Below are 15036 nucleotides of genomic sequence, written 5' to 3'. Positions count from 1 at the left end.
CCGCATGCCGAAGAAACGGCCCCTCGCCATACTCCTGACCGGAGCCCTGTGCCTGATCACGGCGGGATGCGCCGAGTCCTCGACGACAGCGGCGAGCGGCAAGGCTTCCGCTTCCACGGACGCGGAAGGGGAAGCGGCGTCCGGCTACCCGGTGACCATCGAGAACTGCGGGCGGTCCGAGACCTTCACCAAGGCCCCCAGCAGGGTCGTCGTCATGAACGGCGGCTCCGTCGCGGAGGTCTCCACCCTGCTCGCGCTGGGGCTCGGCGACCGTATCGTCTCCAGCCAGCAGGGCTACGGGATGTCCGAGGTCGCGGGCCGCGCCAAGGCCATCAAGGCGCTGCCCACCGGGAACATCAAGCTCAACGAGGCGTACGACATCCCCCGCGAGGCGATGATCGGCCTGCGTCCTGACTTGGTCATGGCCATCACGACCTACGGTTTCGAGGCGAAGAACGGCTTCGCCACCCGGGACCAGCTCAAGGACGTGAGCGCGAACAGTTACGTCTCGCCGCAGGGCTGCGACGACAACCCGGCCAAAATGACCATCTCCGACAGCTACAAACTGCTGCGCGACATGGGCAAGGTCTTCAACGTCAGCGACCGTGCCGAGAAGCTGATCGCCGACTCCGAGAAGTCGATCGCCGCGGTGTCCGCGAAGGTGAAGGGCGAGAAGAAGCCCAAGGTGATGGTGCTCTTCGCCAACATGGCCATGGGCAGCAACGAATTCAGCTCGGTCGTCTCCCAGGGCATCGTCAACGACATCCTCGCCGGGGCCGGCGGTGCCAACGCCTTCGCATCGGCCTCCAAGACCACCTTCGCCGACCTGAGCGCGGAGAAGGTGGCGGCCACCGACGTCGACGCCGTCGTCGTCATCAGCTACAACGCGGACGACCCGACGGGTTACGCCAAGAAACTGCTCAAGGAGTTCCCCCAGTGGCCGGCCGCCAAGAACAAGACGTACACGGTGCTGTCCGACTCGATGTACCTGGGCCCGAGCAACGAACTGGCCGTCGACAAGGTGGCCAGGATGCTGCACCCCGACGCGTTCTGAGGCGGCTGGGGCTCCCGTTCGCCCTGCTCGGCCTGTTCGCCGTGCTGATCGTCACCATGATGGTGGCGGTCAGCATCGGCGCCGTCACCGTCCCGCTGAGCGATGTGTGGCAGATCGTCCTGCACCATGTGAGCGGTGGCGGGGCGACCGAGGATCCGGCGCTGGACCAGATCGTGTGGAGCTTCCGGGCACCGCGTGTGGTGCTTGCCGCCCTGGTCGGCGCGGGGCTGGCGGTCTCCGGCGCGGTGCTCCAGGCCGTGGTGTCCAATCCGCTGGCCGATCCCACCGTCCTGGGCTTCTCCTCCGGCGCCTCGCTCGGTGCCGTCCTCGTCATCGTCATGGCCGGAGGCGCCACACTGGGCGGGCTCGGAGTGTCGGCGGCGGCCTTCCTGGGCGCCCTGGCGGCCGGAGTGCTGGTCTTCACCCTGGGCCGGCGGCGCGGAAGGATGGCGCCCACCCGACTCGTACTCGCGGGCGTGGCGATCGGCTATGTCTTCATCTCCGCGACGAGCTTCCTGCAACTTCAGGCAACGCCCAACGAGTTGCGTACGGTGATGTTCTGGATGCTGGGCAGTGTCGCCGGTGCCCAGTGGAGCCAACTGCCCACCATCAGCGCGGTGGTCATCTCCACCACGATCGTGCTGAGCCTCTTCGGCCGACGGCTCAACGTCCTGCTGGCCGGCGACGAATCCGCCACCGCGCTCGGTGTGGACGTCAACCGGCTGCGCACCGTACTGCTGGTGCTCTCCTCACTCCTCACCGGTACGACGATCGCCGTCGCCGGTGGCGTCGGATTCGTCGGCCTGATGATCCCCCACCTCGTCCGCCTCACCGTCGGCGCCGACCACCGAAAGCTCCTCCCGCTGACCGCCCTGCTGGGCGCGGTCTACCTCGTCGTCGTCGACCTGCTCTCCCGCACCCTCGACCGCCCCAACGAACTGCCCCTGGGCATCCTCACCGCCCTCCTCGGCGCGCCGTTCTTCATCTGGCTGCTGCGCCGCAACAAGGGCATGGACACCACATGAAACTGACCGTGGACCGGCTCCACATCACCCTGGACCGCACACCGATCCTGCACGACGTGAGCCTGGAGGCCGGCAAAGGCGACATCGTCGGGCTCATCGGCCCCAACGGCAGTGGAAAATCAACCCTGTTGCGGGCCGTCTACCGCGCGCTGCGCCCGGCCGGCGGGGTGGTCCGCGTGGGCGACGACGACGTGTGGACACTGTCCGCCCGTACGGCCGCCCGCCGTACCGCCGCCGTCCTCCAGGACGCCACCGGCAACACCACCGGCCTGCCGGTCGCCGAGATCGTCGCGCTGGGCCGCACACCGCACCACGGCCTCCTCGGCCGCGACGGCACCGACGACCGCCAAGCCGTCGACGACGCGATCGACCGCTGCGGCGTACGCCCCCTGGCCGAACGGGACTACGCCTCGCTCTCCGGCGGCGAACGCCAACGCGTCCTGCTCGCCCGCGCACTCGCACAACAACCCCAGCTCCTGGTCCTGGACGAACTCACCAACCACCTCGACATCCGCGCCCGCTTCGAACTCCTGGACCTGATCCGCGCCACCGGCATCACCACCCTCGCGGTCCTGCACGACCTCGACCTGGCCGCCCGGCTCTGCGATCACCTGGTGGTCCTGCACGAAGGCATCGTCGTCACGGCGGGCCCGGTCCTTGACGTCCTCACCCCCGACGTCCTGAGCGAGGTCTTCGGCGTACGCGCCACCACGTCCCGCCACGCCGACGGCGTGACACGCATTACGTACGCCGCCCAGCCCCTCGCCCTACCGGGCGCGACCGGGACCACCGCCCCCTGAGGACCTCCCGCCGCCCCGACCCGGCCCGGCCCGAAACAGAGAAAGCCAGGCCATCGGACGCCTGTTCGCCGAAATCTACTCGGACAATGTGGAGTTGACGGCTACGAACGGATCAGCGACCTGGCCGGTCAGTGCCTCCCACGCCGCGGCGATCCGGTCCGGAGCGAGGCCGAAGGCCCCCGCGCGTCCGGAGCGGCCCATGGCGTTGCGCCGGTCGTGGTGGGTGAGGAGGTCGATGGCCGCGTGCGCGAAGGCATGCTGGGTTTCGGGGTGGTCGATGTCGCCGTCGATGAGGATGCCGGTGCGGTTGTGGTGGACGCGTTCGGTGAGGGCGTCGATGGGGCTGGTGATGACGGGGGTGCCGGCGGCGTTGGACTCGGCGGCGGAGAGGCAGAACATCTCGGGGAAGCGGCAGGGGTAGAGGGTGAGGGCTGCCTGCTGCTGGATCTCGATCAGTTCGGCGCGGGGGCGGGCGCCGAGCAGGCGTACGCCGTCGGGGAGGGCATGACCGCCGAGGAGTTGGTGCCAGCGGTCGTCGGATTCGGAGTTGGTGAAGCCCCAGAGCTGCCAGCCGCTGGTGACCCAGAGTTCGGCGTCGGGGACTGCGGCTCGGATGCGGGGCCAGAGGGCGAGGGCGGCGTCGAGGCCGCGGTTGGGCATGCTCGCGAACAGGCAGATGGGCGCGCGGTTCTCGACGGGCTTGGTGTAGCGGTCCGTCTCGACGGGGAGCGAGATGAGGTGGGTAGGGATGGCGACCTTGGCGGCGTCGAGTCGCTGGCGCATGGCCTGTGAGGCGAGGACTACCCGGCCGCCGCGGTCGCGGAAGGTCTCGGCGAAGGCGGCGGGGCCGCGTGTGCGGTCGTCGAGCATCCAGAAGAGGTGCTGTTCGGCCTTGGAGTCGGTGGGCCAGAGCGCTTCGTCGAAGCGGACCGCTACCGCGATGTCGGGTACGGGCGCGGAGTCGAGTTCCCAGGTCATGCGCCAGGTCACGCCGTCGTACGTACCGGGGCGGTAGCAGCAGTTGAAGACCTCGACCCGGTGGCCTCGGGCGGCGAGGGCTCGGGTGAGGAGTACCAGGGAGGCTTCGCAGCCGCCGAGGCCGGGGTTCTCGTAGTCGGGCGGGTAGAAGCTGGTGCGCTTGGGATAGTGGAACTGCCATCGCATGGTGGGCTCCCTGGTTCGGTGGGGGCGGGGGTCAGTTGCGCCAGGTGTCCTCGCGGACCGAGGCCGGGTCGAGGCCGAGCCGGTACGCGGCGTGGACGGCGGCGGCGGACTGGAGCAGGCCGTCGATTCCCCAGTCGAGCAGGGCCGGGGCCTTGTTGAGCGGGGCGATCAGGCGGCCGTAGGTGCGGCCGGTGTCGGGGTCGGGCTCGCGGGGAAGGAAGCCGGTGATGCGGGCGGCCAGACGGAGCTGTGCGTACGGCGGCTGGCCCTCCTCGGTGACCTCCTGGTAGCCGAGGTAGACCGGCTCACCGATGGTGATCTGGCTTTCCTCGCGGCATTCGCGGACGAGGACGGCGGGGGCGTCCTCACCGCTCTCCGGTTTGCCTCCGGGCAGTCCGTAGCGGCCGGCGTCCTCGCGGAGCAGTACACGGCCGGTGTCGTCGAAGCAGAACCCGTAGACCTGGCGGACGGTGATGCCGGCCGGGAGGGGCTCGCTGATCCAGCGGAAGGAGACCACTGCATTTCTCCTGGTGGTGAGTCAAGTTGGGGGATGAGCTTGCCCAGGAGAACCACTCAGGTGTGAACTCCTGTGCATGCCCGTGGTGTTCTGCAAGCCTGACGCACTCCAAGGACCGCACAGCACGGTCGGCGGACGGCGCGCTGCCGGTTTCCTCGCCGCGCTGGCGACCCAGTGTGCTGGTGACGGGCCGGGGAGCCTGGTGGAGCCGTGGCGTACGGGCGCGGAGCGGGCCGCCACCCAGATTGCTGAACGATCGCGGACCGAAGAGGGGTTCAGGGGCACACTCGTGGGCCCGGAGGCAGCCGCGGAACGGCTCCGTCAGGCGGGGCGGCTGCTGTGGTCCGGTCCGGAGCCCACCCTGGGTGTGCTGCGCAGGGCCGTGCGACAGCTGGGGTTCGAGGTGGAGGCCGAGCGGCGGCTGATCCTCGGGGAACAGGGCGTGGAGGCAGTGTACGCCGGAGCGACCACCACGGTCGAGTTCGACCGGGTTCGCGCCGAACTCGTGGACTATCTCGCCGCCGATCCCATAGAGGTGTGGCTGCTGTCCGGCGGACAGGCCGCATGCGCGTTGCAGTGGTGGAAGACGTACGTCCGCCACATGCTGCTCGACCGCGAGCCGGGTGAGTACCTCCTGCGGAATCTGGTGCACGTGTGCGACGGCCCGGATGCCGACTATCTGGCGGGCCTCGTACGGGGCTGATCTCACCGTCCGGCCTCCCAGCACGCGGCGGCGTGCAGGGCGATCTGCCGGGCGAGTTCGGCAGGGTCGGCGGTGCTGCTGTCCAGACGGAGGACGTGCGGGACACGCGTGGACATGATGCGGTCGAGAGTGTGGTGCCAGGCCGCGAAGGCTTCGGGGTCGGGGCCGAAGAACCGCCGCTCCTCGACCTTGGACGTACGGCCCGTGACGGCGTCGGCGCGGTGCCGGGCCAGGCGGACGTCGAAGTCCGTGGCCAGCAGGGTGGCGCCGGCGTACCGGATGTGTACGGCGCGGGTGGCGTCGTATCCGCTGGCCATCCACCGGTCCTGCTCCGTCGCGGCGCGGGCCCAGGCCCGGAAGTGGGTGCTCACCTTGAGCGCAGGGTTCGGGCCGGGGCGGTGGAGGAGGCGGTCCAGGACGGGTTCCGCCACGTAGAGGCCGCGGCGCAGCCGGTCGGTCGGGCTGCCCCGGCGGACGGCGCCGGTGATGTTCGCGAGTCGTGTGTCGAGGCGGCCGAGACGGCCCCCGAGGAGGGGGCCGATCACAATGTATGCCTTCAGCCCGTGGTCCCGGAGGTGTTCCTGGACCAGCTTGGTGATCGTCTTTTTACCGGAGCAGTCGAGCCCTTCCACCGCGTACGGTCGCATCGAGGTCTCCCTTCAACTCCAGTTGTACGGGGGCTCCCTGGGACACGGAGGCGGCGATGAGGGCTTCGGAGGCCGTGTGCGCGTCGGTGGAGCAGGCCGCCAGTTCGATGAGGTGGAGGGGGTAGCGGCTGGTACCGCCGTGGGGCAGGTCGGCGTAGTGCCAGGAGTCCTCGTCGTCCGCGCAGGCCGGGATCCGGGCCGCTTCCGGAGCGGCGAACAGGCGGCTCAGGACGTCGAAGTTGCCGTAGGTATTGCCGAAGTGTCTGACGCTGGTGCCGTCGAGGTGGAGGGACGTCTCGGCGAGCGCGGTCAGTCGTGAGCCGGGGATCAGCCGACCGGTGTCGAGGAGGTCGATCAGCCCATCCTCGCTGATCAGAACGGGACGGCCCGAGGCTGACGCACTCTCGGAGGTGGGCAGCGGTGAGACGTCGAGGCGCCGGCTCCGTGCGTGCAGGCGGATGCGCACGGGGATGCCTTGGGCACTGGTGGCGACCGCGAGCAGTGGCCACATGTGTCTGCCTTCCCGCTCTGCCCACCGCGCGAGTGTGGGGAGCAGGCCGCCGGGTAGCCGGGCGAGGGCGTCGGCGAGGGTACGCCGTACCGGGGACCGGGTCAGGCTGGTGAGGGTCAGTTCGGGCAGGGACGGGACCAGCTCTCGGTGGAGCGCGTCGGCGGCCTGCCACAGGGCTTCACCGATGGTCAGCCCGCCCTGGGCGCACCGGAGGCGGAAGCCGTCCCGTAGCCGGGCCAGTGCGCCGCGTTCCTGCGCGGACGGTTCGGCGTGCAGCAGCGCCGCGTCGTAGAGGTCGTCGATGTGCCGTACGGCAGTGGGGTCGGAGGCCGGGAGCCACCACGGGGCGAACACGCTCTGCCCCGGGAGTTCGAGGACATGCAACCGGCCGCCCCGAATACGCGGAAGACGGATGGTGGTGCCGCCCCGGTGACGCGGGAACTCGTTGAGCACACCATGCGCGTGGCCGAGGACCGCGAGGTGGCGGTGGTGGTGGACGGGCATGCGGGCGGAGGGGTTCACCGTGGGGTGCCAGGCGTCCGTGATGTCGAAGGTCATCAGCGCTCCCGTACCGGGGTCGTCTCCTGCCAGGGCAGGGCGGCGCGTTCGTTCAATCGGCGGGCGTACCGGTGGAGGTTGGCGGCCAGCTCGGCGTCCCGGCGGGCGGTGCTGCCCGAGCGGGGCGGGTGTTCGCGGTGGAAGACGCCGGTGGACAGGACCGGTACGACGTACGAGCCTCGGGCAATGGCTTTGGCGGCGAAGCAGACGTCCTCGGGGCCCCAGCCGGTGAAGTCGGGCGGGAAACCGATGGAGCGGGCTGTCGCGATCGGCAGGGCGAGGTTGTTGCCCTTGACCATGAAGGGCAGATCCACCGGGCCGAGAAGCCTGCCGTGGCCGAAGTCCCGGAAGGCACGCGTCTGCGCCAGCGGGTGGACGGTGACGGGCTCGGGAACAGGGACCAGGCCGAGGCGTCCGGGCGGATAGTGGGCGCTGACACGGGAGTCCCGGCTGCCGTCCGGAGCGCGGCCGGGCACCGGCGCGTGTGCGGGGACGTGCTCGCGCAGCGAGACGGTGATCAGGTTCGGGGCGAGCAGGTGGCGGGCGATGTGCTCGGTCAGGTAGTCGGGCGCGAGGTGGGTGTCCGCGTCACAGAAGACGATCAGGCCGTAACGGCTGTGCGCCATGCCGTGGTTGCGGGCGCCACCGCAGTGGAGTTGTGTCTCCGAGCGGATCAGGCGGATCTGTTCGGGCAGGCCGGGCGGCAGGCTCAGGGGCGGATCGCTGGCGTCGTCGACGACGACCGCTTCCCACGGGGTGCCGGGGTGGAGACGGGATACGGCCTCCACGAGTGCGTGCACGACGCCCGGGAGTACGTCGTGGCCTCCACGGGCCGGGATTACGACGCTGACGCCGGCCCGCCAGGGCATCGGGATCGCGTGGGAGGTGTCCATACGGTCGAGGCCGATGGCGCGGATGGCGAGGTCGAGCGCCCAGTAATCGTTGCTCCGGGCGGCGAGAGCTTCGCTCGTCCGGGGGCCCTGGGTACCGACGGGCTTGATGTCCGGCCAGCCGAGCCAACCGGTCACCGCCCACGGGTGCGGAACCTCGGCCTCGGCCAGAATCGCCAGGACGCGTTTCCGGCCGCGCTCCGCCAGAACCAGGCGCACGGGCCCGGCGGTCCGTACGGTTCCGGCGAGCGCGGCGAGTACCTGCCGCGCGGGCACCTGGCGCCAGGTGCTGCCGTGGCCGATCCAGCCCGGCCGTCCGGGCGCGGCAAGACGCACCGTCCCATGCCACAGCGGGACTTCGGCCAGCACTTCCAGCGGGACGTGGCCGCACCGGGCCCACGGCCCGACTGCTTCGCCAGGGCCGGCCACTCGCTGGAAGGGAAACTCCTGCCGTAAGGTCCGTACGGTTGGCTCGGTCACGACGCGTACTCCGCGCCGACGAGATCCGTTGTGCCGACGAGATCTGTTGCCTCGGGCAGCCCCGGCAGGTCATGGCCCATACGGTCCCGCTTGGTCCGTAGGTACTCCAGGCTGTGGATGTTGGCCGCCACGAGCAGCGGCAGCCGCTCGGCCACCTCGACTCCGAGCGCGGTGAGGGCCTCGGCCTTGTCCGGGTTGTTGGACAGCAGCCGTACCGACCGTACGCCGAGGTCCGCCAGAACCCGGGCGGCGATCCGATAGTCCCGTGCGTCCGCCGGCAGCCCCATCGACGCGTTGGCGTCGACCGTGTCGAAGCCGGCGTCCTGGAGCGCGTATGCCCGTAGCTTCGCCAGCAGTCCGATCCCCCGGCCCTCGTGGCCGCGCAGATAGAGGATCACCCCGGAGCCCTCGGCGGCCACCGCAGCCATGGCCGCGTCCAACTGCGGCCCACAGTCGCACCGCAGCGAGCCCAGAGCCTCGCCGGTCAGGCACTCCGAGTGCACCCGCACCAGGACCCGCTCGGCGCCCCGGACCCGGCCGAGAGTGAGCGCCAGGTGTTCCCCGCCCTCCAGCACATTGCGGTAACCCCAGGCAGTGAAAACGCCGTGGACGGTGGGGATACGCGCCTGGGCGGCGCAGCCGAGGGCGCCCGCGATGTCGGTCACCAAGGCTCCCGACTCGTGCCGTTCCGCGGCCGGGGCCTGCTCACGCCTGGCCTGCTCGCGTACGGCCATGAGGATCAGCCCCATCGTGTTCTGGCCGTGTCCCGCGCACACACCCCAGAACTCGTCGCCCCAGTCGTTGCCCTCGACCAGCTCGGCGGTGCCGGTGGCCAGGAGCCGCTCGCGCAGGGCCGGGACCTGGAACTTCTGCCCCACCAGCGAGCGCATCACGGCCACCTTCGCCTCCTCCCAGTCGGCGCGGTCGGCATTCTGCCGCCCAACGCGCTTGGCCTCGTTGGGGTCGGGATCCTCGGCGATCCGGGCGCGTACGGTTCCGTCGAAGGTCTTGGCAGCCTGGTAGGCGTGTTCGACGGTGGGGTACGGCGCCCCGTCGAGCTGGACCGGCGCGGCCGAGTAGTTCGACAGGAACTCCCACGGGCCGGTGAAACAGTTGATGGCGCGGGGCGTCGTAGCGGGCGTACTCGGCGCCGGAGTCATGGCGCTCTCCTTGGAGTTGGACGACAGGGGAAGGTCGAACGCGGCCCAGCAGCGCTTTCCGGAGGCGGAGAGTTCGGCACCGTGACGGTCGGCGAACTCGGAGATGAGCAGCAGTCCCCGTCCGCACTCGGAGTCCAGGTCGGCGGCGGTCGCCCGCGGAAGGTCCGTACCGGTGTCATGGACATCGACCATCAGTTCCGGACCGCTCTGCCGGACGTTCACGGTGATCAGACCAGCATCGGCGTGCTGCACGGCGTTCGCGACCAGCTCACCGGCCACCAGCTCGACCGCGCCCAAACGCCCCTCGCCGAGCCGTATGTCCCAGGCACGGACGGCGGCCACGATGCGGTGCCGAGCCTGCTGAGCCGCCACCGCCGTACCGGCGACGGGAAACGTGAGCCGGCGGTGTCTTCCGTCCGCTCCGTCCGCTCGGTTCGGAAGCTCGGGGGTCTGATCTCGCGTGTCGTGCACGGTGACCTCTCTCATCCACGCCTCGGGACCATCGCGTTGTACGGCGGTGACGACAGCCGTCGGCCGACCGTGGTCGGCCCGGATGGTCGGGACGTATGCGCATCTCGTGGGCACGGCACCAGACTGGCCGAGGTGCGAGCGCCCCCGGAATGGCCTCCCACCGCCTCAGGACCGAACTCTCACCGAACTTGAGCGCTCTGTCGGACGCTTGTTCCGCAACGGCCCGCCGGGGGCTGCCATGCTGGCGGGATGGCAGAGCTGAACGGAAAAGCGGTCGAGGTCGAGGCGCTCCAGAACCTGGCCCTGACCAACTACGGGCACTTCACCTCGATGCGCGTCGAAGACGGTCGGGTGCGCGGGCTGTCGCTTCATATGGAGCGCCTCCAGCGCGACTGCGAGACGTTGTTCGGGGCCGATCTTGACCCCGAACACGTCCGCGACCTGGCGCGCAGAGCAGTGCTCTCAAACGGAGCAACCGTCGTGCGGGTGACGGTCTTCGACCCGAACCTGGACATGGGACATCCCAGCTCGGCCGACGAGCCCCGCGTCCTGGTCACGTCACGGCCGGCCGCCGATCTGCCGCTGCCCCCGCTCCGGGCTCAGTCGAGGACGTACACCCGGGACCTGCCGAGTGTGAAGAGCGTCGGGCTGTTCTCCAGCCTCCACCACCGCCGTACCGCACAGCTCAACGGCTTCGACGACGCGCTCTTCGTCGATGCACGGGGAACCATCTCCGAGGGAGGAACCTGGAACATCGGGTTCTTCGACGGCGACCAAGTGATCTGGCCCGCGTCCGACTGCCTTCCCGGTGTCACGATGCGCCTGCTCCAGCAGACCCACGAACATGACACACGCCCCGTGGGCCTTGCCGATCTCCCGCACATGCGGGCGGCTTTCGCGACCAACGCGGCCGTGGGTGTCCGAGCCGTCAGCGGAGTCGACAGCATCGTTCTGCCCGAGACCCACGCGGTGATCGACACCCTGCGCAGGGAGTACCTGGAGGTGCCGGGCGAGCTGCTGTAAACGCCCTGTGGCGCGGCCCTCCGGGAGCTACGCTGGCCCGTTACCGATTTCAGCTACACGGGGAGTTGCAGGGTGGCCACGGTCGAGCAGTGGACCGGCCTGGAGGTCCGGGCCTTACGCGACGCGTCACGGATGAGTACAACCGAGTTCGCCGCACGTCTGGGTGTCAGCGACCGGATGGTCTCCAAGTGGGAACAGCGCAAGGACACCATCACACTGCGCCCCGTGAACCAGGCAGCTCTCGACACCTTCCTCGCAGCATGCGACCCGGACGTCCACACGAGGTTCGCCAGTCTTTCCCGTTCCCTGGACACCGTGCTGCCGGCCCAGGGAAATCCGGAACACGGGGCACAGCTCACCCAGGGGCACACGCGGCATCCGCACGACGGCAAGACGATGGCCTTCGTGAAGGCCGGCACTTTCCTGTCGAGCGAGGAGAACCGGCCGGTGTGGCTGTCGGCCTTCTCCATCGACGTCTACCCGGTGACGAACAGCGACTACGCCCGCTTCGTCACCGCCACCGGTCATCGGGCGCCCCAGCACTGGCCTCGCGGCACGTGCCCGGAGAGCATCCTCGACCACCCGGTCGTCTTCGTCACGTGGCACGACGCCACCGCCTACGCGTCCTGGTCGGGGAAGGAACTTCCGACCGCCCAGCAGTGGGAGAAGGCCGCGCGCGGCCCGCGCGGCGGTATCTATCCATGGGGCGATCAGCCAACCCCCGCCAAGTGCAACTCCCGTGAGAGCGGCATCGGTTCGACGACTCCCGTCAGCAGGTACCACAGCGGCGTCTCGCCCTACGGGGTGTACGACCTGTGCGGAAACACCTGGGAATGGTGCTCGACCCGCACCGAGCCGGGCCGCCACGCGCTCAAGGCCGGCGCCTGGACCAGCCCCTTCGCCAGAGCGACGCCGTCCGCCTTCAACGACGCCTCGGCATCGATGCTCGACGACGACACCGGATTCCGCTGCTGCGTCCCCGAGTCCGCCGTCCCGGTTGTGGGCGAGCGTTGACGACACCGAGGTCCGGCTATCTCGATGGCTGACGGATCGGTTCAAAGAAACAACACTCCCATTGGTTACTCTTTGTGACAGTTATCGTTCTCCCTCCAATGCGGGTGTGGCTTCCACGTCGTCGCCCTTGACGACAACACGGTCAGCGTGCAGAAGCGGCACCGCAAGCAGCAGGACGCGGACCGCGCAGAGTGGGAATCCGCCTGGGGCGAAACCGGCGCCCCGACCTCCCGCCCGAAATCCCCTTGTAGGAATCGGACAGATCGTGACTCCGCCGGCGGGGAGGGAACTCCCATGAGGCCCACCGTGCCGCAGGCCGGCGAGCACCCGCTGACGCAGCACCCTGTCCCGTTCCATCAGCCGCTTCCTCAAGGCCGAAAGCGAGATCCGAATTTCGAGGGCGCACATATTCGGCGCTGAGGCCGAGTGTGGGAGCATGGAAAAATGCCTGTTCAGCGTGGTGAGTTGCTCGCCCGGCTCCTCTTGACGCTAGAGGAAGACACCGCGGTCGTGACGGCGCCGGCCGAACGCGCGTGGGCCGAGATTCCTACCTATGCGGCCGTCACCCGTGAGCAGATCGAAGCGGCCACGTTCCGCAATCGGCAGATGGCAGTGCGGGTTCTCCGCACGCGCCGGCCACCGTCGATGGACCAGACCGGACATGCACAGCAGGCGACCCTCGACCGCCTGCGCGCCGGCGTGCCGATCGAAGACATCATGGCCGGCTTTCGGCTCTCCGTCTCCACCATCGAGGACCGCCTCATTGAGCTTGCGGCCGAGCTGGGGGTGCCCGGGGAGGAAGTCGTGCCACTCATCCGGCTTCTCTCGCAATTCAGCGACGTGCTGTCAGCCGCCGGAGCCGCGGCCTACCGCGAGCACGGTCTTACCCTGGCGGTCACCGAGCGACGACGGCGCGACGACTGGTTGTCAGCGCTCCTCAGAGGCACGCTGGACGACGACCAGATGGCAGACGGCATCGCTCGTTTCCGTCTCGATCCCGACGCCCAGTACATCGCCTTCTGCGGAGCGGCGGCGGATGAAGCCACGAACGACCGGGCCGCGGCCACGCTGGCCGCTCATTTCCACCAGGCTCCCGGCGCTCACGGCCTCCTGACGCAGGTGCAACAAGGGCGCCTGATGGGCCTGTTGCCCGACCTGCCACCGGCCGTTTCCGGCTTGTTGATCGCGGCAGGCCCGGCGGCGCGGATTCCACAGGTCGCGGTCTCGTTCGAGACGGCTCAGCGCGTCCTCGCCGCCGCGTCAGGGGTCCCGGAGGGCGTCCGGACGGTCGATGATCTCGGGTGGCGAATCGGCCTGCGGCGGGTCCCTGAGCTCTCGACCCTCGTCCGTCGCCGATACCTGGACCCGCTCCAGGCCATGGGCCCGTTGGGCAACCAGATCCTCGACGATCTGGGGGTGTTCCTGGCCAATGGCAGGAGCATCCCCCGTACGGCCCGCGAACTTCACGTTCACGTGAACACACTGCGCTACCGGCTGTCGCGGTTCGAGGATGCGACGGGGTTCTCACTGGCGGACACCGACACGATCATCGAGCTCGCCTGGGCGCTCGAGATCGCCGCGCGCCCGTCGTAGAAAACTACGACCGCCTGCGCCGATTGTTGGAAGACGCTCCATAGCGACCCGTGTGATCCAGGTCGCATCGTTGGGGGCCGCCCCAGGAAGTCCCAGGGGGTCCCTAAGGAGCCGTCCATGACCAGTACCACTACGCGGCATGAGCGCCAGGACGTCAGATTTCAGCTTCGGCAGGTCACCGCGGCGGGAATCGGCAACATCGTCGAGTGGTTCGACTGGTACATCTACGCGATCCTGGCGACGTACTTCGCGGGCCAGTTCTTCCCGTCCTCCAGCGACCACAGCCTGGTGCCCCTGCTGTCGACACTGGCGATCTTCGCTGTGGGCTTCCTCGCGCGGCCCATCGGAGGACTCTTCATCGGCATGCTCGCCGACCGCGTGGGCAGGCGGGCCACGCTGAGCTGGACCATCATCGGCATGGGTGTCGGCAGCCTGATCATCGCCCTGACCCCCACCTACGCGCAGATCGGCATCGCGGCCCCGGCGCTCCTGCTGCTCGCCCGGATCCTCCAGGGCATCTCGACCGGTGGTGAGTTCGCCGCCGCGGCCGCCTTCCTGGTCGAGTCCGCGCCGGAAGGCCGCCGAGGACTCTTTTCGAGCGTCGGCTACATCACGGCCACCACCGCCACGCTCCTGGCCACCGGGCTCGCCGCGTTTCTCGCCAACACACTGTCCGCCGAGGACATGACGTCGTGGGGCTGGCGCATCCCGTTCGTGATCGGGGCGGTCGGTTCGCTGATCGGACTCTGGGTCCGTCGTCGCGCCGAGGAGACCCTTGTCATTCCGGATGACGAGCCCACCGCGCGCGCCGGCCTGTTCGACTTCTTCCGCGAGCACCCGAAGCAGGCCATGCAGGTCTTCGGGCTCTTCGCGGCTCCCGCCGCCGCCTTCTACTTCTGGGCGTCGTACCTGCCGGTCTATGCCAACCTGACGGTCGGTTTCGACCTCAGCAAGGGCCTGCTGGTGACGATTCCATCGCTGGTGCTCTTCCTGGTCCTCCAGCCGGTCTTCGGCATGATCTCGGACAGGATCGGCCGCAAGCCGCTGATGTTCGGCTTCGGTGGATTCTTCGTCGTCGCGACCGTCCCTCTGCTGGGCGTCCTGAATTCGTCGGTCACGAGCCTGCTGGTGATCCAGGCGACCGGCCTGGTCTTCACCGCGATGTGGACCAGCATCTCCTCAGCCGTGGCCTGCGAACTGTTCCCCGCCCGGCTGCGCGGCTCCGGCATCGGATTCCCGTACGCACTGTCCGCGGCCATCTTCGGCGGCACCGCTCCGTACCTGGCCACTTACCTGGCCAAGATCGGACACCCCATCCTCTTCGGGTGGTACCTCGTCGCGCTGGCCGCCGTCGCCCTCGTCGTGTATGCGCGGCTCCCCGAAACCGCTCATCGCCCGCTGGACTGACTGAGCCACGACTGGGCCG

The 15036-nt window shown here is 69.3% G+C and carries 14 protein-coding genes and 1 pseudogene; 9 read left to right on the top strand and 6 right to left on the bottom strand.

Annotation, left to right across the window (positions count from 1 at the left end; genetic code table 11):
• Positions 1-4: 4 nt before the first annotated feature.
• From AB0389_RS25330 to AB0389_RS25320, 3 genes are read left to right on the top strand one after another with little or no spacing between them, the layout of a single operon-like run.
• On the top strand, positions 5-1054 hold the full coding sequence (locus tag AB0389_RS25330) for an ABC transporter substrate-binding protein (RefSeq protein ID WP_366397773.1): 1050 nt from the start codon (positions 5-7) through the stop codon (positions 1052-1054).
• 56 nt (positions 1055-1110) lie between these two features.
• A complete protein-coding gene (locus AB0389_RS25325; RefSeq protein ID WP_366397822.1) occupies positions 1111-2079 on the top strand; it encodes an iron ABC transporter permease in 969 nt (322 codons plus the stop codon).
• Positions 2076-2879 (top strand): ABC transporter ATP-binding protein, encoded by an 804-nt coding sequence (locus AB0389_RS25320; protein WP_366397772.1) that lies wholly within the window; start codon positions 2076-2078, stop codon positions 2877-2879. The genes AB0389_RS25325 and AB0389_RS25320 overlap by 4 nt, the downstream gene beginning before the upstream one ends.
• Positions 2880-2954: 75 nt before the next feature.
• Here the strand turns inward: AB0389_RS25320 and AB0389_RS25315 are convergent, their stop codons facing one another.
• Positions 2955-4043, bottom strand: a complete 1089-nt coding sequence (locus AB0389_RS25315; protein ID WP_366397771.1) for a glycosyltransferase family 4 protein — start codon at positions 4041-4043, stop codon at positions 2955-2957.
• A gap of 31 nt (positions 4044-4074) precedes the next feature.
• Entirely contained in the window at positions 4075-4560 is a 486-nt protein-coding gene (locus tag AB0389_RS25310; RefSeq protein ID WP_366397770.1) for an NUDIX hydrolase, read from the bottom strand.
• A gap of 76 nt (positions 4561-4636) precedes the next feature.
• On the opposite strand from AB0389_RS25310, the gene AB0389_RS25305 reads away from it, so the two are divergent.
• Entirely contained in the window at positions 4637-5263 is a 627-nt protein-coding gene (locus AB0389_RS25305; protein ID WP_366397769.1) for a hypothetical protein, read from the top strand.
• Positions 5264-5265: 2 nt separating this feature from the next.
• Here the strand turns inward: AB0389_RS25305 and AB0389_RS25300 are convergent, their stop codons facing one another.
• From AB0389_RS25300 to ribA, 4 genes are all read right to left on the bottom strand, one after another.
• Entirely contained in the window at positions 5266-5910 is a 645-nt protein-coding gene (locus AB0389_RS25300; RefSeq protein ID WP_366397768.1) for a hypothetical protein, read from the bottom strand.
• Positions 5870-6979 (bottom strand): hypothetical protein, encoded by a 1110-nt coding sequence (locus AB0389_RS25295; protein WP_366397767.1) that lies wholly within the window; start codon positions 6977-6979, stop codon positions 5870-5872. The genes AB0389_RS25300 and AB0389_RS25295 overlap by 41 nt, the downstream gene beginning before the upstream one ends.
• Positions 6979-8205 carry a glycosyltransferase family 2 protein gene (locus AB0389_RS25290; RefSeq protein WP_366397766.1) on the bottom strand — a complete coding sequence of 409 codons (1227 nt, stop codon included), beginning with the start codon at positions 8203-8205 and terminating at the stop codon, positions 6979-6981. The genes AB0389_RS25295 and AB0389_RS25290 overlap by 1 nt, the downstream gene beginning before the upstream one ends.
• 140 nt (positions 8206-8345) lie before the next feature.
• Positions 8346-9881: a GTP cyclohydrolase II gene (gene ribA / locus AB0389_RS25285; protein ID WP_366397765.1), complete on the bottom strand. Its 1536-nt coding sequence runs from the start codon at positions 9879-9881 to the stop codon at positions 8346-8348.
• A gap of 348 nt (positions 9882-10229) precedes the next feature.
• Here ribA and AB0389_RS25280 point away from each other — a divergent pair, with 348 nt between their 5' ends.
• The 5 genes and pseudogenes from AB0389_RS25280 (at position 10230) to AB0389_RS25260 (ending at position 15017) form a co-directional block, all read left to right on the top strand.
• Positions 10230-11003, top strand: coding sequence for an aminotransferase class IV family protein (locus tag AB0389_RS25280; RefSeq protein ID WP_366397764.1), 774 nt, complete (start codon positions 10230-10232; stop codon positions 11001-11003).
• Between the two features lie 132 nt (positions 11004-11135).
• Positions 11136-12017: an SUMF1/EgtB/PvdO family nonheme iron enzyme gene (locus AB0389_RS25275; RefSeq protein WP_366397763.1), complete on the top strand. Its 882-nt coding sequence runs from the start codon at positions 11136-11138 to the stop codon at positions 12015-12017.
• 108 nt (positions 12018-12125) lie between these two features.
• Positions 12126-12236 (top strand): annotated as a pseudogene (locus AB0389_RS25270) (site-specific integrase); the annotation flags it as partial.
• Between the two features lie 225 nt (positions 12237-12461).
• A complete protein-coding gene (locus AB0389_RS25265) occupies positions 12462-13610 on the top strand; it encodes a helix-turn-helix domain-containing protein (RefSeq protein WP_366397762.1) in 1149 nt (382 codons plus the stop codon).
• A gap of 117 nt (positions 13611-13727) precedes the next feature.
• Entirely contained in the window at positions 13728-15017 is a 1290-nt protein-coding gene (locus tag AB0389_RS25260; RefSeq protein WP_366397761.1) for an MFS transporter, read from the top strand.
• Positions 15018-15036: the final 19 nt, after the last annotated feature.

It is taken from the genome of Streptomyces sp. NPDC093109 (genome assembly GCF_040701725.1).
Taxonomy (GTDB): domain Bacteria; phylum Actinomycetota; class Actinomycetes; order Streptomycetales; family Streptomycetaceae; genus Streptomyces.
The sequence above is the reverse complement of the archived record's forward strand: the minus strand, read 5'-3'. Positions and strand labels throughout refer to the sequence as shown.

Coding starts and splice junctions, on each gene's coding strand:
- AB0389_RS25280 (WP_366397764.1), top strand. CDS start 10,230: ATGGCAGAGCTGAACGGAAAAGCGGTCGAGGTCGAGGCGCTCCAGAAC.
- AB0389_RS25260 (WP_366397761.1), top strand. CDS start 13,728: ATGACCAGTACCACTACGCGGCATGAGCGCCAGGACGTCAGATTTCAG.
- AB0389_RS25320 (WP_366397772.1), top strand. CDS start 2,076: ATGAAACTGACCGTGGACCGGCTCCACATCACCCTGGACCGCACACCG.
- AB0389_RS25295 (WP_366397767.1), bottom strand. CDS start 6,979: ATGACCTTCGACATCACGGACGCCTGGCACCCCACGGTGAACCCCTCC.
- AB0389_RS25275 (WP_366397763.1), top strand. CDS start 11,136: ATGAGTACAACCGAGTTCGCCGCACGTCTGGGTGTCAGCGACCGGATG.
- AB0389_RS25315 (WP_366397771.1), bottom strand. CDS start 4,043: ATGCGATGGCAGTTCCACTATCCCAAGCGCACCAGCTTCTACCCGCCC.
- AB0389_RS25265 (WP_366397762.1), top strand. CDS start 12,462: ATGCCTGTTCAGCGTGGTGAGTTGCTCGCCCGGCTCCTCTTGACGCTA.
- AB0389_RS25305 (WP_366397769.1), top strand. CDS start 4,637: ATGCCCGTGGTGTTCTGCAAGCCTGACGCACTCCAAGGACCGCACAGC.
- AB0389_RS25300 (WP_366397768.1), bottom strand. CDS start 5,910: ATGCGACCGTACGCGGTGGAAGGGCTCGACTGCTCCGGTAAAAAGACG.
- AB0389_RS25330 (WP_366397773.1), top strand. CDS start 5: ATGCCGAAGAAACGGCCCCTCGCCATACTCCTGACCGGAGCCCTGTGC.
- AB0389_RS25325 (WP_366397822.1), top strand. CDS start 1,111: ATGATGGTGGCGGTCAGCATCGGCGCCGTCACCGTCCCGCTGAGCGAT.